General features: G+C 46.7%; 23 protein-coding genes and 1 pseudogene. 6 read left to right on the top strand and 18 right to left on the bottom strand.

The window, feature by feature from the left end:
- Positions 1–389: 389 nt before the first annotated feature.
- Complete coding sequence (gene bglS, locus MST20_RS12830; protein ID WP_243942696.1) at positions 390–1,121, top strand: beta-glucanase; 732 nt, start codon at positions 390–392, stop codon at positions 1,119–1,121.
- Between the two features lie 260 nt (positions 1,122–1,381).
- Here bglS and MST20_RS12825 read toward each other — a convergent pair.
- Both MST20_RS12825 and MST20_RS12820 read right to left on the bottom strand, forming a co-directional pair.
- Positions 1,382–1,508, bottom strand: a pseudogene (locus MST20_RS12825) (transporter); the annotation flags it as partial.
- Positions 1,509–1,769: 261 nt separating this feature from the next.
- Complete coding sequence (locus MST20_RS12820) at positions 1,770–2,234, bottom strand: DUF441 domain-containing protein (RefSeq protein ID WP_020452557.1); 465 nt, start codon at positions 2,232–2,234, stop codon at positions 1,770–1,772.
- Positions 2,235–2,335: 101 nt separating this feature from the next.
- On the opposite strand from MST20_RS12820, the gene ytvI reads away from it, so the two are divergent.
- The gene (ytvI, locus tag MST20_RS12815; protein WP_243942694.1) at positions 2,336–3,451 is read left to right on the top strand and encodes a sporulation integral membrane protein YtvI; all 1,116 of its coding nucleotides are present in this window, start codon (positions 2,336–2,338) and stop codon (positions 3,449–3,451) included.
- 41 nt (positions 3,452–3,492) lie between these two features.
- Here ytvI and MST20_RS12810 read toward each other — a convergent pair whose 3' ends face one another.
- The 7 genes from MST20_RS12810 to dnaE all read right to left on the bottom strand — a co-directional run bounded on the left by MST20_RS12810 (position 3,493) and on the right by dnaE (position 14,099).
- Entirely contained in the window at positions 3,493–3,879 is a 387-nt protein-coding gene (locus MST20_RS12810; RefSeq protein ID WP_243942692.1) for an FxsA family protein, read from the bottom strand.
- Between the two features lie 313 nt (positions 3,880–4,192).
- Positions 4,193–5,950: a pyruvate kinase gene (gene pyk / locus MST20_RS12805; RefSeq protein WP_243942690.1), complete on the bottom strand. Its 1,758-nt coding sequence runs from the start codon at positions 5,948–5,950 to the stop codon at positions 4,193–4,195.
- A gap of 24 nt (positions 5,951–5,974) precedes the next feature.
- Positions 5,975–6,934, bottom strand: coding sequence for a 6-phosphofructokinase (gene pfkA, locus MST20_RS12800; protein WP_020452561.1), 960 nt, complete (start codon positions 6,932–6,934; stop codon positions 5,975–5,977).
- 242 nt (positions 6,935–7,176) lie between these two features.
- Positions 7,177–8,154, bottom strand: coding sequence for an acetyl-CoA carboxylase carboxyl transferase subunit alpha (accA, locus tag MST20_RS12795; protein WP_145651931.1), 978 nt, complete (start codon positions 8,152–8,154; stop codon positions 7,177–7,179).
- Entirely contained in the window at positions 8,139–9,014 is an 876-nt protein-coding gene (gene accD / locus MST20_RS12790; RefSeq protein ID WP_243942688.1) for an acetyl-CoA carboxylase, carboxyltransferase subunit beta, read from the bottom strand. The genes accA and accD overlap by 16 nt, the downstream gene beginning before the upstream one ends.
- Before the next feature lie 362 nt (positions 9,015–9,376).
- Positions 9,377–10,612, bottom strand: a complete 1,236-nt coding sequence (ystJ, locus tag MST20_RS12785; RefSeq protein ID WP_065643636.1) for an NADP-dependent malic enzyme — start codon at positions 10,610–10,612, stop codon at positions 9,377–9,379.
- 142 nt (positions 10,613–10,754) lie between these two features.
- Positions 10,755–14,099, bottom strand: a complete 3,345-nt coding sequence (gene dnaE / locus MST20_RS12780) for a DNA polymerase III subunit alpha (protein WP_243942686.1) — start codon at positions 14,097–14,099, stop codon at positions 10,755–10,757.
- Between the two features lie 139 nt (positions 14,100–14,238).
- Here dnaE and ytrH point away from each other — a divergent pair, with 139 nt between their 5' ends.
- The 3 genes from ytrH (at position 14,239) to MST20_RS12765 (ending at position 15,372) form a co-directional block, all read left to right on the top strand.
- Entirely contained in the window at positions 14,239–14,580 is a 342-nt protein-coding gene (gene ytrH, locus MST20_RS12775) for a sporulation membrane protein YtrH (RefSeq protein ID WP_065643635.1), read from the top strand.
- A complete protein-coding gene (gene ytrI / locus MST20_RS12770) occupies positions 14,577–15,080 on the top strand; it encodes a sporulation membrane protein YtrI (protein ID WP_026579084.1) in 504 nt (167 codons plus the stop codon). Before ytrH ends, ytrI begins: the two co-directional genes overlap by 4 nt.
- Before the next feature lie 112 nt (positions 15,081–15,192).
- Positions 15,193–15,372, top strand: coding sequence for a YtzJ family protein (locus MST20_RS12765; protein ID WP_043928670.1), 180 nt, complete (start codon positions 15,193–15,195; stop codon positions 15,370–15,372).
- Positions 15,373–15,485: 113 nt separating this feature from the next.
- Here MST20_RS12765 and MST20_RS12760 read toward each other — a convergent pair whose 3' ends face one another.
- Positions 15,486–16,430 (bottom strand): DHH family phosphoesterase, encoded by a 945-nt coding sequence (locus MST20_RS12760; RefSeq protein ID WP_243942684.1) that lies wholly within the window; start codon positions 16,428–16,430, stop codon positions 15,486–15,488.
- Positions 16,431–16,576: 146 nt separating this feature from the next.
- On the opposite strand from MST20_RS12760, the gene MST20_RS12755 reads away from it, so the two are divergent.
- A complete protein-coding gene (locus MST20_RS12755; protein WP_075751956.1) occupies positions 16,577–16,879 on the top strand; it encodes a YtpI family protein in 303 nt (100 codons plus the stop codon).
- Positions 16,880–16,907: 28 nt separating this feature from the next.
- On the opposite strand, the gene MST20_RS12750 is transcribed toward MST20_RS12755, so the two are convergent.
- The 8 genes from MST20_RS12750 to MST20_RS12715 form a co-directional block, all read right to left on the bottom strand.
- Positions 16,908–18,230, bottom strand: coding sequence for a CBS domain-containing protein (locus tag MST20_RS12750; protein ID WP_025807568.1), 1,323 nt, complete (start codon positions 18,228–18,230; stop codon positions 16,908–16,910).
- Between the two features lie 92 nt (positions 18,231–18,322).
- A complete protein-coding gene (locus tag MST20_RS12745; protein ID WP_243942682.1) occupies positions 18,323–18,880 on the bottom strand; it encodes a PadR family transcriptional regulator in 558 nt (185 codons plus the stop codon).
- A 117-nt stretch (positions 18,881–18,997) separates the two neighbouring features.
- A complete protein-coding gene (locus tag MST20_RS12740) occupies positions 18,998–19,684 on the bottom strand; it encodes a metal-dependent hydrolase (RefSeq protein ID WP_243942680.1) in 687 nt (228 codons plus the stop codon).
- Positions 19,685–19,716: 32 nt separating this feature from the next.
- Positions 19,717–20,478: an SDR family oxidoreductase gene (locus MST20_RS12735; RefSeq protein ID WP_075751953.1), complete on the bottom strand. Its 762-nt coding sequence runs from the start codon at positions 20,476–20,478 to the stop codon at positions 19,717–19,719.
- Between the two features lie 165 nt (positions 20,479–20,643).
- A complete protein-coding gene (locus MST20_RS12730) occupies positions 20,644–20,787 on the bottom strand; it encodes a hypothetical protein (RefSeq protein WP_020452574.1) in 144 nt (47 codons plus the stop codon).
- Between the two features lie 74 nt (positions 20,788–20,861).
- Positions 20,862–22,241, bottom strand: coding sequence for an argininosuccinate lyase (argH, locus tag MST20_RS12725; RefSeq protein ID WP_243942678.1), 1,380 nt, complete (start codon positions 22,239–22,241; stop codon positions 20,862–20,864).
- Positions 22,238–23,449: an argininosuccinate synthase gene (locus tag MST20_RS12720; RefSeq protein ID WP_243942676.1), complete on the bottom strand. Its 1,212-nt coding sequence runs from the start codon at positions 23,447–23,449 to the stop codon at positions 22,238–22,240. The genes argH and MST20_RS12720 overlap by 4 nt, the downstream gene beginning before the upstream one ends.
- A 193-nt stretch (positions 23,450–23,642) precedes the next feature.
- Positions 23,643–24,161 carry a MogA/MoaB family molybdenum cofactor biosynthesis protein gene (locus MST20_RS12715; protein ID WP_243942674.1) on the bottom strand — a complete coding sequence of 173 codons (519 nt, stop codon included), beginning with the start codon at positions 24,159–24,161 and terminating at the stop codon, positions 23,643–23,645.
- Between the last annotated feature and the right edge of the window lie 83 nt (positions 24,162–24,244).

The following is a 24,244-nucleotide window of genomic DNA, read 5'->3' as shown; positions in this document are numbered from 1 at the left end:
GATCAAAAATGCTTTCAAAGCCTTATAAATCAAGGGTTCGTAGTTATTTATTATCAATCGACAGCTTTGTAGAATCATGTATTCTTCTGTATCTATTTGGGGAAGGTTTCGGGGAGGGATTTTTATTAAAAGTGGACAAACGCATTCCTCCAGTTCTTTCATACTAATCGGTTTATGATTTTCACCTATAATAAATTTATAAACAAAAGAAAAAGAGATAAAATCTTTTACTCGTTACTTCACAAAAAATCCCCTTCATCCGTTTTAAAATGACAGAGGGGAGTTTTTATGAATGAAAAGTTATTATCAATATTTTGACTGATGTTCCCTTTTTAAAGAATCAGGTATGATCAGTAAAGAAAACGCTTTTAAAGAAAGGGGAATGCCGCATGCCTTATCGCATGAAACGAGTGCTGTTGCTTCTTGTCACTGGATTGTTTATGAGTTTGTTTGCAGTCACTTCTACTGCCTCGGCTCAAACAGGCGGATCGTTTTTTGACCCTTTTAACGGCTATAACTCCGGCTTTTGGCAAAAAGCAGATGGTTATTCGAATGGAAATGTGTTCAACTGCACTTGGCGTGCAAATAACGTATCAATGACGTCATTAGGTGAAATGCGTTTGGCGCTAACAAGTCCATCTTATAACAAATTTGACTGCGGGGAAAATCGCTCTGTTCAAACATATGGATATGGACTTTATGAAGTCAGAATGAAACCAGCTAAAAACGCAGGGATCGTTTCATCGTTCTTCACCTACACAGGTCCAACGGATGGAACGCCTTGGGATGAGATTGATATCGAATTTTTAGGAAAAGACACAACAAAGGTTCAATTTAACTATTATACAAATGGTGTAGGGAACCATGAGAAGCTTGTGAATCTCGGATTCGATGCAGCCAATGCCTATCACACGTATGCGTTCGATTGGCAGCCAAACTCGATTAAATGGTATGTCGATGGGCAATTAAAACATACCGCGACGAGCCAAATTCCGACTACGCCAGGAAAGATCATGATGAACTTGTGGAATGGTATTGGTGTCGATGACTGGCTCGATCCCTACAATGGTGTAACACCTCTATACGCTCATTACGACTGGGTGCGTTATACAAAAAAATAATGTCAAAAAAGATAAGAGCCTGCTGCCTCAACATAACCAGGCTCTTATGATTGTAATGTGAAGTTGCTGGCATGAATAGTCTTTTATACGAATCTTATCGAGATGATGTCAGCCCTCTTTCTGGGGTTGCTTATATGCGATTCTTTAGTTCTCTTTCTTTTGAAAATGACATCTTCATATCCTTCAATTTTAAAATCAATTTCTTTCTGTTTTCTATCAATTTTTCTCTTTCGCTCACTAAAATCACTTGCTGCCGTTCACGCCGCAATCATATCCGGCGTCTCTTGTTTAAGATTCTCCGGCACTGAACAGCACTCGCAGTTCGACAGCCGTCATCATAAAGGATGCGATCACTGATGCAAGCGTTTCAGCCCGAAAGAGACGATAGGTCATTTTTTCTTTTTATCCAAGCTTACCTGCTGAAGACTCCACAAATAAAAAACTACAAATTCGAAATAAACGGTCATATTTCTCCACACAAATTTTTGACAAATTGTGCCCTCTTTTTATAGAGGGCTTTATTTTTTTGCACCAGCTGACTTCTATTTACAGATTTTTAGTAGTTTTAACTGCGTTATTTATTTTTAGTTGCGAACGTTTTTTTCAAACTAAAAAACCCCCTGAAACAGGGGGAGCTTGCCCGCATCTCTAAGATGTAAAATGCTGGACGGCCTGCATGACAAGATAGGCGATCCCGGCACCGATGAGCGGGCCGACGGCAACGCCTTTGAATAAAGCGACCGCTAAAATCGTTCCAAATACAAGAGCGGTGGTGATATGCGGGTCTTCCGCGAGCAATGTGATCCCGTTTTTGGCGATCAATGCTACGAGAATGCCCGCCCCGAGTGCGATCCATGCGTAATATGATTTCATCGCTTCGCCAAGCTGTTTAAAGCCGATCTCTCCAGTCGCAATCGGAACAAGGACCGCTATTGTAATAACGGTAACTCCCCAGTTAATCCCTTTGGATTGGATGGCCGGAAACAGCTTTTGATCGAGACCGGTCAGCTTGATCAAAAGCAGGACGGATACCGCGATGATCAACGACTGATTTTTCGCAATTAATGCGATGGCCAAAAGCAGGATCAAAAATAAATTAGCTTGAGTAAACATGCTGTATTCAACTCCATTTTTTTATGACCTTTCTCATAATAACAGGACTCAAGAATAAAATGAAATAAGGACATGCTTTCTAATATCAGGAGGATGCAGAATTGAATCAATCCTATCTCACAGCTGCGCTTCGGGCAGTGTATGTGCTGTTTTTGACCGCTGCTTGCGGAGCGGTCGGTTACTACTCTTTTCCGTTAACCTATCCTTTTGTGATTGCGCTTATTCTCGCCATCATGATCAATCCTTTTGTGGAATGGCTCGATAAGCGGACCGGGCTCCCGAGAGGCATCAATGTCGGCATCGTGCTGTGCGGCTTTTTGACCGCCGGAGCCGGCTTTTTGACACTGGTCGTTGCCGAGATTGTCTCTGGAACGGCTCATTTGGCTAAAATTCTTCCCGTCCAGTTTAATAAAGCCGCTCTTTATATCGAATCGTTTTTTACGAATCAGATCATGCCGCTATATAATCAGCTGGCCGCTTTTTTTGACGGGCTCGAAGCCGCCCAGCAGGAATCGATCATTACACAGGTCCAAAATTTGGGCAATGAACTCGCTTCAGGCACCGCTTTGTTTCTTTCAAAAATTCTTGAGACGGTGCCCCTCTTTTTCGCCTTTCTGCCGAATATGGCGGCCGTGCTGATCTTTTCGCTCCTGGCCACTTTTTTTATCAGCAAAGATTTGCATAAAATCCAAAACAAGGCGAGGTCTGTTCTTCCTGATCGGCTGATCTCGGGTGCAGCGGCTGTTTATGCGGAATTGAAAAAAGCGCTGGCAGGCTTTGTGAAGGCCCAGCTTACCCTTGTGGCGATGACGATGGTGCTCGTGTTGATCGGGCTTTCCGTGTTGAAGGTTAATCATGCTGTGGCCATCGCTTTTCTCATCGGGCTGGTCGACCTGCTGCCGTATTTGGGAACGGGGTCTGTATTTGTGCCGTGGATCGTCTATTTAGCAGCGTCCAAGCAGCTGCCGCTTGCGATCGGCCTCGGAATCCTGTACATCGTCGTGCTCGTCTTCAGGCAGCTGGCCGAACCGAAGATTTTGAGCCGGTCAATCGGACTTCATCCTTTGGGAACATTGATCGCGCTGTTTGCCGGTTTCAAATTGTTTGGTTTTCTCGGATTGATCATGGGCCCCGCCCTTCTCGTTCTCATTCAGGCTCTCTTTACAACAGGTATTTTTAAAGACATATGGCAGTTTATTACAGGAAATGAAAAATAAGCGGCAGCCTGCTTTGTCCATGCGGGCCGCCGCTTATCGGGTTATTTGATGATGTTGATCCGCCTGCCTTCAGACATCCTCTTCAGCTTGCGGGATATGAACGGTTTGAAACGGCTTCGCGTTGCCGGCAGCAGCAGCAGTAAACCGATGATGTCCGATAAAAAGCCGGGCAGCAAAAGCAGCATGCCGCCTATGAAAATACAAAGCCCGTCCAAAATCGCATCCCCAGGCATTTTTCCGTACTGAAGATCGCGCTGAACTTTGTAGTAAACTTCGATTCCTTGTTTTTTGGCGAGAGCGGCCCCGAGAAATCCCGTCAAGATAATCAGCAAAACGGTCGGCAAGACACCGATCCAATTAGCGGACAAGAGGAACAGACGTATTTCACTCGCTGGAAAAATGACGAGAAATAATAAGAAAAACTTCATTGTCTTCACCTCATAATTCTAATATGGAAGCGAACGGCCGCCCTGTTTTGCTTGTGCCGCCTGCAAAAAAAGAAGGGAAAAGCTTCCCTTCTTCCAGCGTGTTGGCAAACCCTCGCATTCGTTGTCAGGCCTGCGCGTCGGTGCTCACGAATTCCAACATTCGCTCCGCTCCGATGCTCGGCCTTCCTAGACTGCAAGGGTTTTCAATCACGCTGAATTGAAGGATGACAAAATCCTAAAACTGAAAAACGTTTTAGGATTTTGTCATCAATCTAAAAGAAGGGAAAAGCTTCCCTTCTTCTTCAATAAGCGATTAAAGTACGCTTGCACGTCCTTTGTAAACAGCTCCGCGGGCAGAGTCGACCGTGATGTCTTCTCCTTCTTGGAGAATGGATGTCGCATTTTCCATTCCGACGATGACAGGGATGCCGAGGCTCAAGCCTACGACTGCAGCGTGGCTGGTTAAACCGCCTTCTTCCGTAATCAGCGCAGCCGCTTTTTCAAGGGACGCCATCATGTCACGATCGGTGCTTTTTGTAACCAAAACGGCGCCATCTTTCATTTTTTTATCCGCTTCTTGTGCATTTTGAGCGATGACCACTTCACCAAACGCGGATTTGCGTCCGATTCCCTGGCCTTTTGCGACCACGTCTCCGACAACATACACTTTCATCAAGTTTGTTGTGCCGGCTTCACCGACAGCTCCGGCCGTGATAACGATCAAGTCGCCGTGGCGTACGATGCCTGTGTCGAGAGATTTTTGCACTGCTTTTTCAAGCATCTCGTCAGTGGAGCTGTGGTTTTGTCCGCTTGTTGCGAAAACACCGAAGACAAGAGACAGCTTTCTTGAAACCGCATCGTTCACCGTAACTGCGACAATCGGCGCCTGCGGGCGATATTTGGAAATCATTCTCGCCGTATGACCGCTTTCTGTCGGTGTGACGATGGCATTCACGTCAAGGTTGATTGCCGTATGCGCCACAGACTGGCCGATCGCATCTGTAATTGACATGCTGACTTGCTTGCTTCGTGCAGAAAGGATCTTTTTATGGTTGAGCGCTTCTTCTGAACGGGAAGCGATATTGTGCATCGTCTGAACGGCTTCAACAGGGTAATTTCCCGCAGCAGTTTCACCTGAAAGCATAATCGCGTCAGTTCCGTCAAAGATCGCATTGGCAACGTCGCTCGCTTCCGCGCGTGTCGGACGCGGATTGCGCTGCATGCTGTCGAGCATTTGGGTAGCCGTGATAACAGGCTTGCCAAGCGCATTGCATTTTTTGATCAGTTCTTTTTGAACGAGCGGCACTTCTTCGGCAGGGATTTCAACACCGAGGTCTCCGCGTGCAACCATCAGACCGTCTGATACTTCAAGAATGGCATCGATGTTGTCAACGCCTTCCTGGTTTTCGATTTTTGGAATGATTTGAATATCTGCCGCATTGTGCTCTTCAAGAAGTTCGCGGATTTCAAGGACATCCGACGGACGGCGCACAAAAGATGCCGCGATAAAATCAACACCCTGCTCGATACCGAACACAATGTCGTTAGCGTCTTTTTCCGTAATTCCCGGAAGATTGACGCTGACGCCCGGCACATTCACGCCTTTTTTGTTTTTCAGCGTTCCGCTGTTCATTACTTTCGTGACGATTTCACGCTTGTCCTTGTTGACATCTGTAACTTCAAGTCCGATCAGTCCATCGTCAAGCAAAATCGTTGAACCAATTGATACATCGTGAATCAACCCATCATATGTAACTGAGATTTTTTCAGGTGTACCGATGACTTCTTCCATTGAAACGATCAGCTGAGAACCCGCTTCCAGTTCGATTGAACCGCCTTCCATTGTGTTCGTGCGGATTTCCGGACCTTTCGTATCAAGAAGGATACCGATATCTTTTCCCAGCTTGCCGGCTGCTTCGCGAATGTTTTTAATTCTTGCGCCGTGCTCTTCGAAATCTCCATGGGAAAAGTTCAAGCGCGCCACGTTCATTCCGGCTTCCATCAGCTGGGTGAGCTTTTCAACAGTTTCGCTGGCCGGTCCAATTGTACAAACTATTTTAGTCTTTCTCATATTGCTTCCTCCTCGGGTTTTACACTAGATTGACAGTTCTTGAGACAAGCGGTACATGCTTTGATCAATTGTATGTTTATGATCGAGTATTTCAATGATATCATGATGCACAAGCTGGTTATTTTGAATTCCGACACAGCGTCCGCCTTTTCCTTCAAGAAGCAGTTCAACCGCAAATGCCCCTAGACGGCTTGCCAATACACGGTCTGCTGCAGTCGGAGAACCGCCGCGCTGGATATGTCCAAGCACCGATACTCTAGTTTCGAGATTTGTGGCTTCTTCAATTCTTTTGCCGAATTCAACACCGCTTCCGACGCCTTCCGCCACAATGATGATGCTGTGTTTTTTGCCGCGCTCATGCCCTCTTTTCAGCCTTGCAATAATTTCTTCCATATCGTAGTCAGCTTCAGGAATCAAAATGGATTCCGCGCCTCCTGCCAAACCTGACCATAAAGCAATATCCCCGGCATGGCGGCCCATTACTTCAATCACGTATGTACGTTCATGGGAAGTAGCTGTATCCCTGATTTTATCGATGGCATCGATAACGGTATTTAACGCCGTATCAAATCCGATCGTCAAATCTGTTCCAGGGATGTCATTGTCGATTGTTCCCGGCACTCCGACACAAGGAAAGCCGTGTTCTGTCAGCTTTTTCGCTCCCATATAAGAACCGTCTCCGCCAATGACGACTAATCCTTCTATACCATATTTTTTTAAATTCGCTATTCCTTTTTCCCGTCCTTCTACCGTTTTAAACTCAGGACACCTTGCTGTATATAGCTTCGTTCCTCCGCGGTGAATGATATCTCCGACAGAACCGATTTCAAGCTTTTCTATTTTTCCGCTGATTAAACCTGAATACCCGTTGTAAATTCCGTATACTTCTACGTCATGGTAGATCGCTTTCCTGACAACCGCGCGGACCGCCGCGTTCATTCCCGGGGAATCTCCGCCGCTCGTCAATACTCCGATACGTTTCATCTTTTTCACCTCGAAAACATATATAATTTACCTTAACACGTTCATTGTCGCTAAAACAATGAAAAAGGGATGAAAATTTTCCGAAAATCCCTATAAAACCTTACTCATTATACAATTAAACAAAAAGTTTTTAAATAAATTTTAAGCAAACTCTTTGAAAAATCGCGGGTGAAAGACACAATCCTTTCACTTTTCACCTTTATCCATAAAAAATAAACGTGAGCCAAAGGCCTCACGTTTATTTATTTTATCCCAACATATTGGTTTTCAGTCGAAATTTTTCCAATTGATTTATACTTGTTATATCTTTGTTGAATCAGCTCGTTCTTATCCAGTTTCAGCAAGGATTTAAGCTCGCTTTTCAGCGCTTCATCGATGTAGGCGGCCTGCTGCTCTACATCGCGGTGTGCTCCGCCTCTTACTTCTTTTATAACATGATCTATAATATCCAATTCTTTAAGGTCCGGAGCGGTGATTTTCATTGTTTCTGCCGCTTTTTTCGCGAGTCCTGAATCCTTCCAGAGGATAGCAGCCGCTCCCTCGGGAGAGATCACCGAATAAGTTGAGTTTTCCAGCATCAATAAGCGGTTTGCGACGCCGAGCGCAAGCGCTCCCCCGCTGCCGCCTTCCCCGATGACGATCGAGATGACCGGCACAGAGAGTCCCGCCATTTCAAAAAGGTTCTTGGCAATGGCTTCGCTTTGCCCCCGCTCTTCAGCTGCTTTTCCAGGGTATGCTCCTTTTGTATCAATAAAGCAGATGATCGGCCTGTTAAATTTATCGGCCTGCTTCATCAGCCTGAGCGCTTTGCGGTAGCCTTCCGGGTGCGGCATTCCGAAGTTGCGGCGGATGTTTTCTTTTGTATCCTTGCCGCGCTGTTGGCCGATCACTGTCACAGGAAGGCCCCGGAACTTGGCAATTCCGCCGACAATCGCTTCATCATCACCGAAATAACGATCTCCGTGGCATTCAAAAAAATCGGTAAAGAGATGTTCGATATAATCGAGCGTAGTCGGACGGTTCGGATGCCTTGCAATCTGGACTCTGTCCCAGGCTTTCAGATTTGTATAAATGTCTTCTTCAAGCCTTTCAAGACGAGCTTCAAGCTTCGTAATTTCCGAGCTTAAATCCATATCGGAATCCTGTGTGAACCTTTTCAATTCGGCGATCTTTTCACGCAGTTCGACCACCGGTTTTTCAAATTCTAATTCTCCAGCCACTCGAGATCACCTCCAGTTTGGTGCATTTTCAAAATGCTGCCGAGCGTTTTTTTCATGTCCGCTCTGTGAACGACGGAATCAAGCTGTCCGTGCTTTAACAGAAATTCTGCAGTCTGAAAATCCTCAGGCAGTTCTTCACGGATGGTTTGTTCGATAATTCTTCTTCCGGCAAAGCCGATCAGCGCGCCCGGCTCGGCAAGGTTGTAATCGCCGAGGGATGCGAAGCTTGCGGATACACCGCCTGTTGTCGGATGTGTCATCACCGAAATGATCAAGCCCTGCTCTTCACTGAACAGCTTTAATGCGGAGCTTGTTTTAGCCATTTGCATCAAGCTGAGAAGGCCTTCCTGCATTCTCGCACCGCCTGATGCGGTAAAAATAATGAACGGCACTTTGTTTTCTCTTGCCTTTTCGATCGCCAGCGTAATTTTTTCGCCTACGACAGACCCCATGCTTCCCATTCTGAAAGATGAATCCATCACGGCAACGACTGCCGGAGATCCGTCAATCGTCCCTTTTCCGGTGACGACCGCTTCATTCAGCGACGTTTTTTCCCGGTCTTTTTGCAGTTTCTCAAGGTATCCTGGGAATTCCAGCGGGTTTTCAGACATCATATCCTGATTGAATTCTTCAAAGGAGCCATCGTCCAGCAGGCTTTTTATACGCTGCTTCGCGTTCATTTGAAGATGGTAACCGCAGTTCATGCAGACCCTTAAGTTTTTATCCAGCTCTTTTGTGAGCATGATTTTTTTGCAGTCCGGGCATTTTGTCATGATCCCTTCCGGTACATCTTGCTTTGCTGATTCCGCGGGAACGGAAGCGTATTTTTTTTTCTTTTTGCTGAATATATCTTTTAACAAAAGATTACCTCCCTTTTCTGAAGGGTTTTCTTCATGTATGCCTGTCCTGTTTATAGACTAGAACATCACTATACCGAAACTATTGTACTTTTTTTGTCAAACGGTGTCATCCTCAATTCGACATTTTTGACCGGCAAACAGCCGAATCGCACTTTATGCGGTTAGAGACTGACAAATTGATATATCAGCCTTGAGAGCGGATACAAAAGTCCGGAAAAGCGATTTGAAAAAAATTTTTACAGCCCGAATATTCCCTTACAAGTGTCCCCAATAAGAGGAAAAACTGTACATCATATTCGAGAAACAGCGCGTGACGGCTCTTTAGGCCAGAGCAATCACGCGCTGATCACAAAAATGGAGTTTTATTTTCCTTCAATTACTGCAAGCTTTCTTGTCTTTTCAGCGACTTCTTCAGGATCGACATCGATTCGTGCAACGCCTGTTTCCATCGCGGCTTTCGCTACCGCTTTGGCAACGGCCGGTGCGACCCTTGGATCGAACGGAGCCGGAATGACATATTCGGGACTCAGCTCTTCGTCGGAAACGAGTGATGCGATCGCCTCAACCGCGGCGATTTTCATCTCTTCGTTAATATGTGTCGCGCGGACGTCAAGCGCCCCGCGGAAGATGCCGGGGAATGCGAGAACGTTGTTCACTTGGTTAGGGAAGTCAGAGCGTCCCGTTCCAACGACGCTTGCTCCGGCTTCATGCGCTTCAGCAGGCATGATTTCAGGATTTGGATTCGCCATGGCGAAGATGATCGGTTTGTCAGCCATGCTTTCAACCATTTCTTTTGTCAAAGCGCCTTCGACGGAAACTCCGATAAAGACATCGGCGTCCTTGATCACATCTTTGAGTGAGCCGTCTATGCGGTTTTTGTTCGTATATTTTGCGACTTCTTCTTTAACAGCGTTCATGCCGTTCGGACGGCCTTCGTAAATCGCGCCTTTCGTGTCGCACATGATGATATCGCGCACGCCGAAATGATAAAGAAGCTTAATGATGGCAATTCCCGCTGCCCCGGCGCCGTTTGCCACGACTTTGACGGAAGACATCGATTTGCCGGACAGCTTAAGCGCATTGACGAGACCGGCTACCGTTACGATTGCAGTACCGTGCTGGTCATCATGAAACACCGGGATTTTCGTTTCTTTTTTGAGGCGCTCTTCAATGACAAAACAGTTCGGCGCTGCAATGTCTTCAAGGTTGACGCCGCCGAATGTCGGCTCAAGCAGCTTGACCGTCTCAACAATTTTGTCGACATCAGATGTATTTAAACAGATTGGGAAAGCGTCTACACCGGCAAAGCTTTTGAAAAGAACCGCTTTTCCTTCCATAACCGGAAGGGCGGCTTCAGGGCCGATATTGCCGAGGCCGAGCACAGCCGTTCCGTCCGAGACGACTGCTACCATGTTTCCCTTCATTGTATAATCGTATACTTTGCTGTTATCATCGTAAATCGCTTTGCAGGGTTCAGCCACACCTGGAGAATATGCAAGGCTTAAATCGTCCGCATTGCGAACCTGCACTTTTGATTTTGATTCCAATTTGCCCTGGTTTACTTTGTGCATATGCAGCGCTTTTTCTTTCAATGACATGTTAACAAACACTCCTTCAAGGGAATTTTGCCAAAAACTTTGCTTCGTTTTCTGCTTAAGATTCTTGTAAGACGAACCCTAGAATCTTAAAAATGATAACACAATTGACCGCTTTTTTGATCAAAAATGCTCAAAATACCTGTTATCTGAGCACGACATTTTTCTCACCTACAACGCTTTTCAGCCTGTAGAGGGCAGCGTGGTCAGCCTTGATATTGTAGCTTTCCGGCAGCTGCATCGTTTGCTTCCGTTTTTCATAATAGACGCAGACCGGCGTTTCCCCTTTGTGTTCAAGCAGGATGCTGCTGATCTTCTTGAAGATATCATGGGTGTGCTGGCTTTCCTCCACTTTAATATAGACGGACGGCTGCTTTTTCGCATGAAGCGATTCGACGAGCGATGCCCCGGCGATGATCAGCTGGCGCTTTTCATTCCTTGTCTCAAGACGTCCTTCTGCAAAAAGCGATACCCCTTCTTCCAGGATCGGGGAAAGCTGCCTGAACTGTTCAGGAAAAACAACCGCCTCCATTTCCCCGCTTTCATCGCTCAGCTCCAGAAAAGCCATCGTCTGTCCCGTTTTTGTACGGATCGTCTTCATCTTCGTCAAAAGTCCGCCCAAAGCCGCCTTTTTACGGCTGGAGGCGAGCAGCTGAATAATCGGCAGCGCACCTGCACGGTCCAGCTTCTTGCGGTGAACGCTCAGCGGATGGTCAGAAAAGTAAATGCCGAGCGTGTCCTTCTCGTGTGCCAGCAGGTCGACGAGCGGCATTTCTTCCGTCTCGGCGTACTTCGGCTTAATCGTCAAGCCTTCATCGAGAAAGAAGCCGAGCTGATCATTGTCTCCTGCAAACAATTCGGCATGCTCCAGCGCGACATCGACAGAAGCGAGCAAAGTAGCCCGGTTTTCACCGAATTCATCCATTGCTCCGGCAAAAATTAAAGCTTCAATCGTTTTCCGGTTCACGCTTTTCACAGAAGTCCTGACACAAAAGTCAAACAAATCTGCGAACGGCTTTTCTTTTCTCGCCCTGTAGATCTCTTTCACAGCCGAAATCCCGACGCCTTTAACAGCCCTTAAACTGTAGCGCAGCGCCCCGTTTTCCACGACGAACGGATAGCCGCTCTTATTGATGGAAGGACCTAAAACATTCAGCCCTTTCCCTTTCGCTTCATAGATGTACTGAGCAAGCTTTTCCTCATTTCCGATCGCACTCGTCAAGAGGCCGCACATAAAGTAAAGGGGGTAATGCGCTTTTAAATAAGCGAGCTGGTAGCCGATCATGCTGTATGCAACCGCATGACTCCGGTTAAAACCGTAATTGGCGAATTTTACGATCAGATCGTATACTTCATTAGCCGCTTGTACGGAATACCCTTTTTTCAAGCATCCACTAATAAAATGATTTCTCTCTGTATCGAGAATTTCCTTGTTTTTTTTGCCGACCGCCCTTCGCAAAAGATCGGCTTCTCCAAGCCTGAAACCCGCCATCCGCGATGCGATCATCATGATCTGTTCCTGATATACGATCACGCCGTACGTATCTTTCAAAATATCGGCCAAATCCTCGTGCGGATAAGACACAGCAACCCGTCCGTGCTTTCGTTCGATATACAGCGGGATGTTTTCCATCGGGCCCGGGCGATACAAGGCATTGACGGCGACAATGTCTTCAAGGCTCGATGGCTTGAGCCTTTTTAAAACGTTTCTCATGCCGGCTGATTCGAGCTGAAAAATACCTGTCGTATCTCCTTCAGACAACAGCTTAAACGTCTGTTCATCTTTATAGGAAATCGCCGAAAAATCGATGGTGACCCGCTCGCTTTTTTCGATCAGCGTTTTGATCGATTCAATGAGCGTTAAATTGCGCAAGCCGAGAAAATCCATTTTCAATAGTCCCAAATCTTCGAGATAGCCCATCGAATATTGCGTTAAATATACGCCGTCATGTCCTTCCTGTATCGGTATGATATTCGTCAGCGGCTCCTCGCTCAACACGACGCCCGCCGCATGAATGGACGTATGCCGCGGCAGCCCTTCGATTTTCTGAGCCGTTTTAAATATGTCCTGAAGCTTCTTTGACCCGTTCAGGCGCTTGTCCAGTTCAGCAGAAAGAGCTCTCGCTTCTTTCAGCGTCACTCCAGGTTTGGAAGGAATCAGTTTCGCCAGCTGGTCGGCTTCTTTCGGACTGATGCCCATCACCCTGCCGACGTCCCGCAGCGCCGCTTTTGCGGCCAATGTGCCAAACGTGATAATTTGCGCTACGTGCAGGGCCCCGTATTTATTTTTCACGTATTGGATGACTTCATCCCTTCTCGTATCGGGAAAATCGATATCGATATCGGGCATGCTGATGCGCTCCGGATTTAAAAACCGTTCAAACAGCAATTTGTGCTTGATCGGATCGACATCTGTGATAAACAGCGTATAAGCGACGAGAGAGCCGGCCGCCGACCCGCGCCCCGGCCCTGTGATAATGCCGTTATCATGGGCGAACTTCATGAAATCCCAGACGATCAAAAAATAGTCGCTGAACGCCATGTCGCGAATCACTTTCAGCTCATACTCAAGCCGTTCGACATACTCCCCCGGAGCGGCATCGAACCGTTTTTCCAACCCGAGAAAGCAAAGCTCGGCCAAATAAGCGTCAGCATTCTTGCCGGAAGGCGCCGGATATTTCGGCAGTCGCGTCTGGCCAAGGCTCAGGTCCACCTGGCACAGATCCGCGATTTTGACTGTATTCTCCAACGCGTCCGGACGATCCCTGTAAATGTCAAGCATTTCTGCGGGCGGCTTTAACTCAAGATGCAAATCTCCTTCGGCCTTCAAGTCTTCGTTCAGCTTCTCGCCCGCTTTAATCGCTGTTAAACACGTATAAGCTGCCGCATCCTCTTTTTCGATGTAGCGTACATCGCCGGTTGCGGCAATCGGAATTCCCGTATGTTCGCTGAGCTCCAGAATGCGTTCAGAAAGAAGCGGGTCGCCCTTGTACGGCTGATACGACAAATAAAAGCTGCCTTCACCGAAGATCGAAAGACAGCGAAGGGCGGCGTTCTTCGCCTCTTCGATCAGCCCTTCTTTCAACAGCGCTTCAACATGGCTTGTCCCGCCCGTTGTCAGCGCAATGAGCCCTTCATGATAACTTTTGAGCCATTTTTCTTTGATGCCGGTTTTTGATTTCGACTGCAACACGCTGCTGATTTTCAGCAGGTTTTGGTAGCCTTTGTTTGTTTTCGCCAAAAGAACGAGCGGATATGAAAGCTGTTCTTTTTCATCCGTTAAAACTGAGGCCGTAAGCCCGATAATCGGCTTGATGCCGCGTTTTTTGCATGATTTATAAAATTCCACCGCCCCGTACATGACCTCGTCATCCGTCAGCGCCATCGCGCTGTAGCCCAGCTCTTCGGCTTTGGCTGTGAGGTCCTCCACGGAAGCGGCGCTGTTTAATAAGCTGTAACCGCTGTGTACTTGCAGGTGAACAAAAGGCATTTCTGTCACCCCTTCCTTTTTCGAGCCGTCTCTTTTCATTATATGATGGGATCGAATGAGAAACAAATGTTCTTTCTTTGATCAACAATCATACTTGTCTTTCTTTATCCATATAGTGTGATAAGGTGAGGTGATCGGAATGGATCCTGAACAGCCCTTTTTCCCAAACTTTATCAGCTGTTATTTTATTGCGCTTGGCGTGCTTCTCGGCGGTTGCATAATCGGAGGGATCGGCGCCTATCTGTCGGGGCAGCCGCCTTTAACGATTATTACAAGCCTCGCAAACCGTCTGAAAATCTGGGCGCTGGTTGCCGCAATCGGCGGCACGTTTGACGCGGTTTACAGCTTTGAAAGGGGCATTATCGAAGGCAATACGAGAGACATCGTCAAGCAGCTTCTCCTGATTCTTTCAGCGATGGGAGGAGCACAGACCGGTTATCTGATCATCAATTGGCTCACACAGGAGCATATTTCCTCATGAGAATCCCTCCTTATTATAAAAAACCGGGTTGGCAGCGTTTTTTTGCGGGAATGATGTGCGGAGCCATCATCAGCTGGGTCGTGTTCCTGTTTACATACGGCACCTTTCAGGAGAAGCAGGTCGTCTTGATAAGGGAACAGAAAGAGCGCATCAATGATTTAAATGACCAGATCACCATTTACCGGGAGGACCTTCATAAGCTGAATGAAGACAATAAAAGAAAACTGCTGATTCAAAGCGTCGACGTCAAGCTGATCAACGGCAAGCAATACAAGCTGTCACAGCCCGACATGATGAACTTTGAAGAGCATATCCGGGATAACATTTCGGATGTCATCACAAAGGATATCGAAAGCGTCTACCGGACAAAGGAGCTTTTAAAGCGGACGATTGAAAATAAAGAGTATACGATAAACGATAAAACGTACAAAGCGAAAGTCACCGAACTGACGATTTATACGCGGCTTTCCGTTGAAATCAAAATCTCTTTTTCCGAATAAAAATTATGGATTTTTTTTTACGATTTACATGCATTCGTCGCTTTTTTCCATATTTTAATTTAAACTGACAGTAAGCGATATGTAAGTTTTTTAAAAAAGGGAGGAAAGCAGAATGTACATTTACAGTTACCATCAGCTGGCAAGAGATAAAGTCAACCGGATCAAGCTGGGCTACTCGGCTTATGCGGAAACCGAAAGTCTCGCGTCCCTTATCAAACGAGAGTTAAAAGCACAAAACATCCATGTTTATGAGGATGTAACAGATATCGGATCATGGTTTATACCTGAATAAGCAGCAGCTGTCGTGCGTAAAATGATCCGCTTACACTTTGCTGCTTACTTTTTCGCAACATATAATGCAAACGCTTGCAGTTGAACTGCACAAAAAAAGAGGGCCTCCCCCTCTTATTTGTTTTCTTTGCATATGCGCTCCAAGTCAGCGATAACAAGATCGGTGTCTTTCCAGTCATAGATGGAAGCGCCGGCTGCGAGCGGATGGCCTCCGCCGTTGTATTTTTTAGCGACTTCATTGACAATCGGCCCCTTTGAACGAAGCCTTACCCTGATCTGATCGGCTTCTTCCACAAAAAACACCCATGCTTTGATCCCTGAAATATTGCCGAGCGTGCTGACAAGGTGTGAAGCTTCAGACGGCGTAATATTGTATTGATGCAAAATGTCACGGGTGATGAAAACCGACGCAACGCCGTTTTCGGACAGAGAAACATTCTGATAAATGTAACCGTTCAGCCTCACAACATTTAATTTCGTCTCATACAATTGATTAAATAGCGCCTGAGAATTAAAAGGATACTCAATCAGCTCTCCGGCATATTTCAATGTCTTTTTTGTCGTGTTCGGAAATAAGAAGCGCCCTGTATCCCCCACAATGCCGGCATAGATCAGTTCGGCACCCTTTGTCGGAAGCGTCCATCCCGCCTGTTCTTTACCCGCTAAATACAGTTCGTAAATCATCTCACTCGTCGAGCTCGCATTCGTATCCACCCATAAAAGGTCGCCGTATTGGTCTTCATTCGGATGATGGTCGATTTTGATCAGCTTGTCGCCCAGGTTGTAGCGCGAATCGGAAATTCTCGCTTGATTGGCCGTGTCACAGACGATGACAAGTGCATTTTCATACACCGGGTCTTCAATCACATCTGGGGTGTACAAAAAAGCGAGGGAAGGCTCGGGCGTTCCGACCGCGAAAATATTTTTTTCAGGATAGGTTGCCCTCAGGATTTCCGCAAGGCCGCATTGGGATCCGTAGGCATCAGGATCCGGTCTCACATGTCTATGTATAATGATCGTGTCATATAATGATATGGTTCTGATGATTTCTTTTTTCATGACGCGCCCCTTCTTTACTTTGTTTTTAACCATTAAATCATAATCTGTTGTTGGTGGAAAGTGAAAGTTATGACTTTTTATTGTAGAAAGCGAACCCGATTATGTATACAATGGGTTTGTAAAACTTACAATGGAGGATGTCGATTATGCCGTTTTTTGTTTTTTTCATTGTGGTTTCAGCGATAGCTTATGTGTATTTCAAAGTAAGGTATGTGCGCACCAAAAAAGCGATTGAACGGGAATACTATTCGGCCAAGTCAAGCATGAGTCTGGGCCTGTTTATCATGTTCTTCGGCGCCAATCAGCTGCTTTTAAACCGCGGCACGCTGGCTGTCGTCATCGGCGTTATTTTTATGCTGACCGGGCTCGGAAGCATGTGGGCCGGCTACAGAGCCTATAAGCACTATGTCCCTTTGCTTGCGAAAGAAAATGAACGGGAAAACGCATAAGCGAAAAGAGGGACACTGGCCGCGTCCCTTAGCTTCTTTCCATCAGCTGAACCATCATCATCGCTTTGCCGACGAGAGCACCCTGGTGAAAAACTTCTATATCCATTTTTCCGAACTTTCTCCCGGCTTCGAGAATGTTCGGTTTTATTTCAATGACAGACTCCATTTGCACAGGCTTTAAAAAATAAATCGTCATGCTCTCTATCACGAGTTCGCCTTTTTTGCGCGACCGCAAAAAACGGTTTGCAGCTTCGGTCAAAATCGTCGTAAACACGCCGTAGGAAATCGTCCCTAAGTGATTTGTCATTTGCGGCGTAACTTCGTATTGATAGACCGGAGCCGGCTTGTTTTTGTCATTGTCCGATTCTTTGAAACCGCCGGTCACAATGTCATCGAGTTTTTCGCCGACCTGGGGCTGCTTCTGAATCATTTGAAGCGCCTTTAATACGTCCTGCCTGCTGATCATGCCGATCAGCTTTTGCCGCTCGTCAACGACGGGAAGCACTTCGATTCCTTCCCAGACCATCATCTGCGCCGCTGAAGCGACTGACGTTTTGCCGATCACTGTAATCGGGTTTTTCGTCATGACTTTTTCAATCAATACAGAGCGGTCATATCCGGCTACATCTTTTGAAGTTAAAATGCCGTGGATTTTCATCTGCTCGTCCACGATGGGAAAACGTCCGTGCCCCGTTTCAAAGTTTTTCTCATACCATCTTTCAAGCTTTTCATGAGGGGATAAGCAGACGGTTTTTTCCAAAGGAGTTAAAATATCCTCAACAAGCACGACTTCTTTTTTGATGAGCTGGTCATAAATCGCCCTGTTGATCATCGCGGCTACGGTAAACGTGTCATAGCTTGTAGAAATGACCGGGAGCTCGAGCCTGTCGGCAAGCTCAATAATCTCCGGCTCCGTATCAAAACCGCCGGTCACCAGCACGGCAGCACCCGCTTCCAATGCCTGGCGGTGCGCGTCGATTCGGTTGCCGACAATCAGCAGGTTGCCCGCTCCGGTATACCTCATCATCGCATCAAGCTTCATCGCTCCAATGACGAATTTGTTGAGCGTTTTATGAAGCCCTGCTTTTCCGCCAAGAACATGGCCGTCAATGACATTGACCACTTCAGCGTATGTCAGTTTTTCGATATTCTCTTTTTTCTTTTGCTCGATCCTGATCGTTCCGACCCTTTCGATCGTGCTGACAAACCCTTTATTCTCGGCTTCTTTTATCGCTCTGTAAGCAGTTCCTTCACTGACTTTCATTTCCTTGGCAATCCGCCTGACGGAAATTTTTTCGCCGACGGACAAAGAATCAATATATTTTAAAATCTGTTCGTGTTTTGTCGCCAATCGTTTCACCTTCATCCTCTGACTGCTAGATATATTTATTATAAATCGTTGTGCAATTGAACCGCAATCCGCCTTCGCAACATCATGCCCGTCTAAGAGCGATCATTCTCCATCAGAAGAAGCGCTTTTTCAAGCCATGAGCAATAGCCGTTTTCCCGTTCCAGCGCCCGGGTCAATACAAGGTAATGGCCGAAATGAGGCGAGCGGAACGTTAGCGATTCACCCGCTTCTCGCTTCAATTCTTCGAGCTTATTTTTTAAAAAAGCGGCTTTCTCCTCCCGCTTTTGAAGCTGATCGGCAAAAAGCCTTTTCGCTTCATCACGTTCCATCGAAGAGATAAAATAAGCTTTCAGCATAAATTCATCTTTTACCGTATCCGGGACCGGCTTGAATTCCGTAAGCCACCCGTGAAGTTCGCGCTTCCCGGCTTCAGTGATGGAATACATTTTCTTTTCTAACTTAGAGCCTTGGATCACCGTTTCATATTCGATAAATCCTTCATCCGTCAGCTTTTTCAGCTCGGGATAAATCTGGCTGTGCTTGGCGCTCCAAAATTGGCCCAATTCGGCTTTAAAGCGGCTTGTCATATCGTAGCCGCTCAAACTCCCGTGATCAAGGAGCCCCAAAATCGCATATTTCAATACCCTCATAATCACCCTCCAAGATCAATCCGATTCCTATATTATATCATCATTAACATGTTTTGATAGACACATAACCGGTTCAACCGAAAAAAGGACCCGGATTCGGGTCCTCTAAAAACAAGTTTATTTAAATTCGATTGACTCGCCGACCTCAAGCACTTTTCCGACGCCGCCGGGAAGGCTGTCCGCAAATGCATGCGGGTCCTGTTCGATGACGGGGAACGTCGAGTAGTGAACAGGGACAACCTGTTTCGCCCTGAGCCATTCTGCGGCCAGTTTGGCGTCCTCCGGGCCCATCGTAAAATTATCGCCGATCGGCAGGAAAGCGAGGTCGATATGATTTAATTCACCGATCAGCTTCATATCTGAGAAAAGCCCGGTGTCTCCTGCATGAAAAATCGTCCTTCCTTCCACAGTCAAGAGGATCCCCGCCGGCATGCCGGTATAGACGATCTTTTGGCTGTCTTCTTCCGTATAAGCCGATCCGTGAAAAGCCTGCGTCAGCTTGACTTGGCCAAAATCGAACTGATGGGAGCCGCCGATATGCATCGGATGGACATTCAGGCCTTTCCATCCCAGATAGACAGCGAGTTCATTCGGAGCTACAACGAGCGAATGGTTTCGTTTGGCGATTTCGACGGTATCGCCGACATGATCGTTATGACCGTGGGTCAGCAAGATGACATCCGCTTTGACCTCTTCCGGCTTTAAATCGGTTAAAGAATTTCCTGTAATAAACGGATCGAAGATCAACTGATGATTTCCCGTATCAACTGTTACCACTGAATGACCATGATATGTCACTTTCATCATATCCACCCCTGTTTTTTAATTTCGCACGTCTAGAGAGAATGACGGTTAATCACATTCAAGCCGCCTGTCGCTTCAATGACTGTTCCCGTAATGTAGTCGGAATGTTCATCGCATAGAAAAGTGATGATCCTTGCGATATCTTCACCGGTTCCCGACCTGCCGATCGGCGTTTCCTCATCAAGTGACGCCCTCGCTTCTGAAATCGAGGCCTCTTTCATATCCCCGACGATGTTGCCTGGACAAACCATGTTGGCTGTGATGCCGGAGCCCGCTTCTTCAATGGCGATCGTTTTTGTTAAAGAAGCCAGCCCCACTTTCGCCGCTCCAAAAGCGGAACGATGCAGCCAGCCCGGCGCATGGTCGGCCCCCTGAAATCCGTATGTGATAATGCGGCCGAACCGCTGGCGCCTCATCACCGGAACAACCGCTTTAAACAGATGGAAGACAGAGCTTAAGTTGCCTTCAAGCATGTCATACCATTCATCATCAGTATAATCTGCAAGCTTTTTTCGTTCAAATATGTATGGGCCGGCATTATTGATCAGAAGATCAATTTTTCCAAATCGCTCAAGAGCGGCATTCACCATTCGGAGCAGGTCTTCTTTTCTGGTGACATCTCCCTTTACAAACTGTAAACGGTCAAGGGATGACCGCCATTTTTCTTTGAGGCGGCTGACTGCTTCTTCGTCCTGCCTGTAATTCACCGTCACTGAGTAGCCTTTTTCAAGCAGGGCTTCCGTCACTTTACGCCCCAAACCTTTTGAACCGGCAGTAATTAACGCATGGCGCACATCTTTCCCTCCCAGACATTGGTTCTAGGTATTCGCAAATGATTGCATGTATCTACCTATACTTTACTACAAAAACCAGAGTATATCACATGTGGAGCATCGGGAAATTTGCAATCGCCGCTGGACAGAAGAAAGCTGAAGCCCGCTGTTACGGGCTCCAGCTTTCTATTGTTTATCTGCATCAGCTAACGGCTGTGCGTCATCGTGCGCGACAAATCCGCTGAAATAGGCATCAGAGATTTGCTGAACGGTTTCTTTATCACCGTCGGCATCATACATGTATGCGTGTTTTGACTGATCTTGTTTCATTGCCACACCCCTTTTCGATTCACAAATTTATTTTGCGTATGAAGCCGCACAGTTATGAATCGAATCGGGAAGTGTTAAAAATTGTTCAAACAATGCTTCGCCTTTTGAATGGCTTCTTCCACCTTTTTGAATCCAGTCCCGCCTTCACTCATCCTTTTTTCGACGGCATGGTGCGGGTCGAGCACGATGTAGACGTCTTCTTCAAACAGCCCGCTTGCCTTTTCGAATTCTTCAAACGGCAGGCCGCTGAGATAAATGCCTTTTTCGATACAAGTGTAGACAAGCTTTCCGACGACTTCGTGCGCCTCTCTGAACGGCATGCCCTTTTTCGCCAGATAGTCGGCAAGTTCGGTGGCATTTGAAAAATCCTGCTCCGTTGCTTTTTTCATCATATTTTTGTTCACTGTCATCGTTTTAATCATGCCGGCAAAAATCTCAAGGCTTCCTTCGACCGTTTTGACAGTATCAAACATACCTTCTTTGTCTTCCTGCAAATCTTTATTGTAAGCTAACGGGAGCCCTTTCATAATCGTCAGGAGGCCGATCAGATCACCGTATACGCGTCCGGTTTTCCCGCGGATAAGCTCCGCCATGTCAGGGTTTTTCTTTTGCGGCATCATGCTGCTCCCCGTAGCATAAGTGTCGTCAAGCTCAATGAATTTAAATTCCTGTGAACACCAAAGAATGATTTCTTCGGAGAATCTTGACAGATGCATCATCAAAATGCTGCTCGCGCTTAAAAATTCAAGGATGAAATCTCTGTCGCTGACGCCGTCCAAGCTGTTTTCATATATCGAGTCAAACCCGAGCAGACCTGCTGAATATTCACGGTCGATCGGAAATGTTGTTCCGGCGAGCGCCCCGCATCCAAGGGGGGACTTGTTAATCCGCTTGAATGAATCATGATAGCGTTCTTTATCGCGCTCAAGCATCCAGAAGTAAGCGAGCAAATGATGCGCGAACGAGATCGGCTGCGCCCGCTGCAAATGGGTATATCCCGGAAGTATCGTCTCCACATGTTCTTCCGCTTTTTCGATAAGCACGTGTTGAAAAGCCGTAATCAGCTCGATAATATGCTCTGTGTGCCCTTTTAAATACAAGTGCATATCCGTCGCCACCTGGTCGTTTCGGCTTCTGGCTGTATGAAGCTTTCCGCCGAGCGGCCCGATTTCGTCAATGAGCATTTTTTCAAGGTTGAGGTGAATGTCTTCGTAATCGACTGAAAAATCGAGTTCGTTGTTTTCCGCTTTGTGCAAAAGTGATGTCAGGCCTTCTTTTATTTTGACCGCTTCTGCTTCGGTTAAAATGCCGCATTTTTCAAGCATGGAAGCATGAGCGAGAGACCCAGCGATATCTTCTTTCACGAGCGTTTTGTCAAAGTGGATCGATGCGCCGAACTCATCGACCCATTTTTCCGGTGTTTTTTGGAACCGGCCTCCCCACAGCTTTTTCATGCTTTAATCTGCTCCTTTTTTTGGACGATGCTGTTTACTTTCGTCGGCAGTCCCCACAGCTCGATAAAGCCGACGGCAGCATGATGATCGAATGCATCGTCTTTTGTATACGTCGCCAGTTTTTCATCATAAAGGGAGTATTCGGATTTACGCCCTTCAACGATCGCATGGCCTTTGAACAGCTTGACGCGGACGACGCCTGTGACATGCTTCTGCGTTTCTTTCAGGAAACCGGAAAGCGCGTCTTTAAGCGGAGAAAACCACAGGCCGTTATAGATCACTTCAGCCATTTTTTGTTCGATCAGAGGTTTGAAATGCGCCACTTCTTTTACCAATGTCAAATCTTCAAGCTCTTTGTGTGCCTTAATCAAAGTCATCGCGCCCGGGCATTCGTACACTTCGCGTGATTTGATGCCGACAAGGCGGTTTTCAACATGGTCGATGCGCCCCACTCCATGCGCGCCCGCCAGTTCATTCAGCTTTAAAATCAAGTCTGACAGCGGGTAGTGAGCGCCGTCAATGGAAACCGGAACGCCTTCTTCAAAAGCGATTTCGATCACATCGGGGCTATCCGGTGTTTTTTCAAGCGGCTTCGTCAAATCATAAGCCCCTTCAGGAGGCGCCGCCCATGGATCTTCCAGGACTCCGCATTCATTGCTTCTGCCCCACAGGTTTTGATCGATTGAATACGGGCTGTCAAGATTGATCGGAATCGGAATGCCGTGCTTTTCTGCATACGCGATCTCTTCGTCGCGCGACCATTTCCATTCACGTACAGGTGCCAGCACCTCCAAATCCGGATTGAGCGATTTAATGGACACCTCGAAGCGCACTTGGTCATTTCCTTTGCCTGTGCAGCCGTGAGCCACGGCTTGCGCGTTTTCTTTCTCAGCCACTTCGACGAGCTTTTTGGCGATCAGCGGTCTGGACAAGGCTGATACAAGCGGGTACTTTCCTTCATAAAGCGTATGGGCCTGGAGGGCGGTCAGCGCAAACTCTTTCGCAAATTCTTCTTTTGCATCGATAACATATGAGTTAGAAGCCCCGACTTGAAGCGCTTTTTGCTGAACAAATGCAAGGTCCTTTCCCTCCCCGACGTCAAGGCAGCAGGCCACTACATCATATCCCTGTTCCTGCAGCCACTTTATCGCGACAGAAGTATCAAGTCCTCCTGAATATGCTAAAACCACTTTTTTCTTTTGCGTCATTTTGAAAAACTCCTCTCATCTCGGTGCTCTTTTTGTATAAAAATAAGTTTTATTTAATAAAAATACATTTAATATGTATACACTTTAACAAGGAAGTCTGGTTTTTTCAACCTTTTTATAAAAAAAACTTCATTCATTTTTTATGAATGAAGTTCAGTACATATTCAGCGTTCGGCCGAAGGGCTTTCCGGCTTTACTTTTTCATATCTTTTCTCAGTTCTCTGATGACATGGGCAAGTTCAGGCACAATCAGCTTTGACATTGCAAGCTTAACCGCCCCGCTTGAACCCGGTGTTGCAAACACGGCTTTGTTTTGAATAACACCTGCTGCAGCTCTCGAAAGAATCGCAGCCGCTCCGATATCATCGGTATAACTCAGCATGCGGAATATCTCTCCAAACCCCGGAATTTCTTTCGAAAAAAGAGGAACGATCGACTCGATTGTTACATCTCTAGAGGCAATGCCCGTCCCTCCGTTTAATAGGATGGCATCGATCCGGTCATCAAGACAGCCTTCCAGCACAGCTTTTTGAATCATTTCCTTTTCATCCTTTACAATCTCATAGGAAACGATCTCATGACCGGCTTCCGCTAAAAACTCTTTCATAAGCCGGCCGCTTTTATCTGTGTCTTCCGTTCTTGTATCGCTGACGGTAATGACTTTGCAGTTGACGCGGTCCGGCGCTTCTTTTTTATGCTCCTCAACACTCATGGCTAGACAGCCTCCTTTATACAGTCTTTTTTCATTATAAAGGGGAAGATGCATAAAAAAACAGCCCTCCTTGTAAAGAGAAG

Source organism: Bacillus sp. B19-2 (assembly GCF_022832475.1).
GTDB lineage: Bacteria > Bacillota > Bacilli > Bacillales > Bacillaceae > Bacillus > Bacillus paralicheniformis.
Note: the sequence above shows the minus strand (reverse complement) of the source record. Positions and strands in the feature narration are given on the sequence as shown.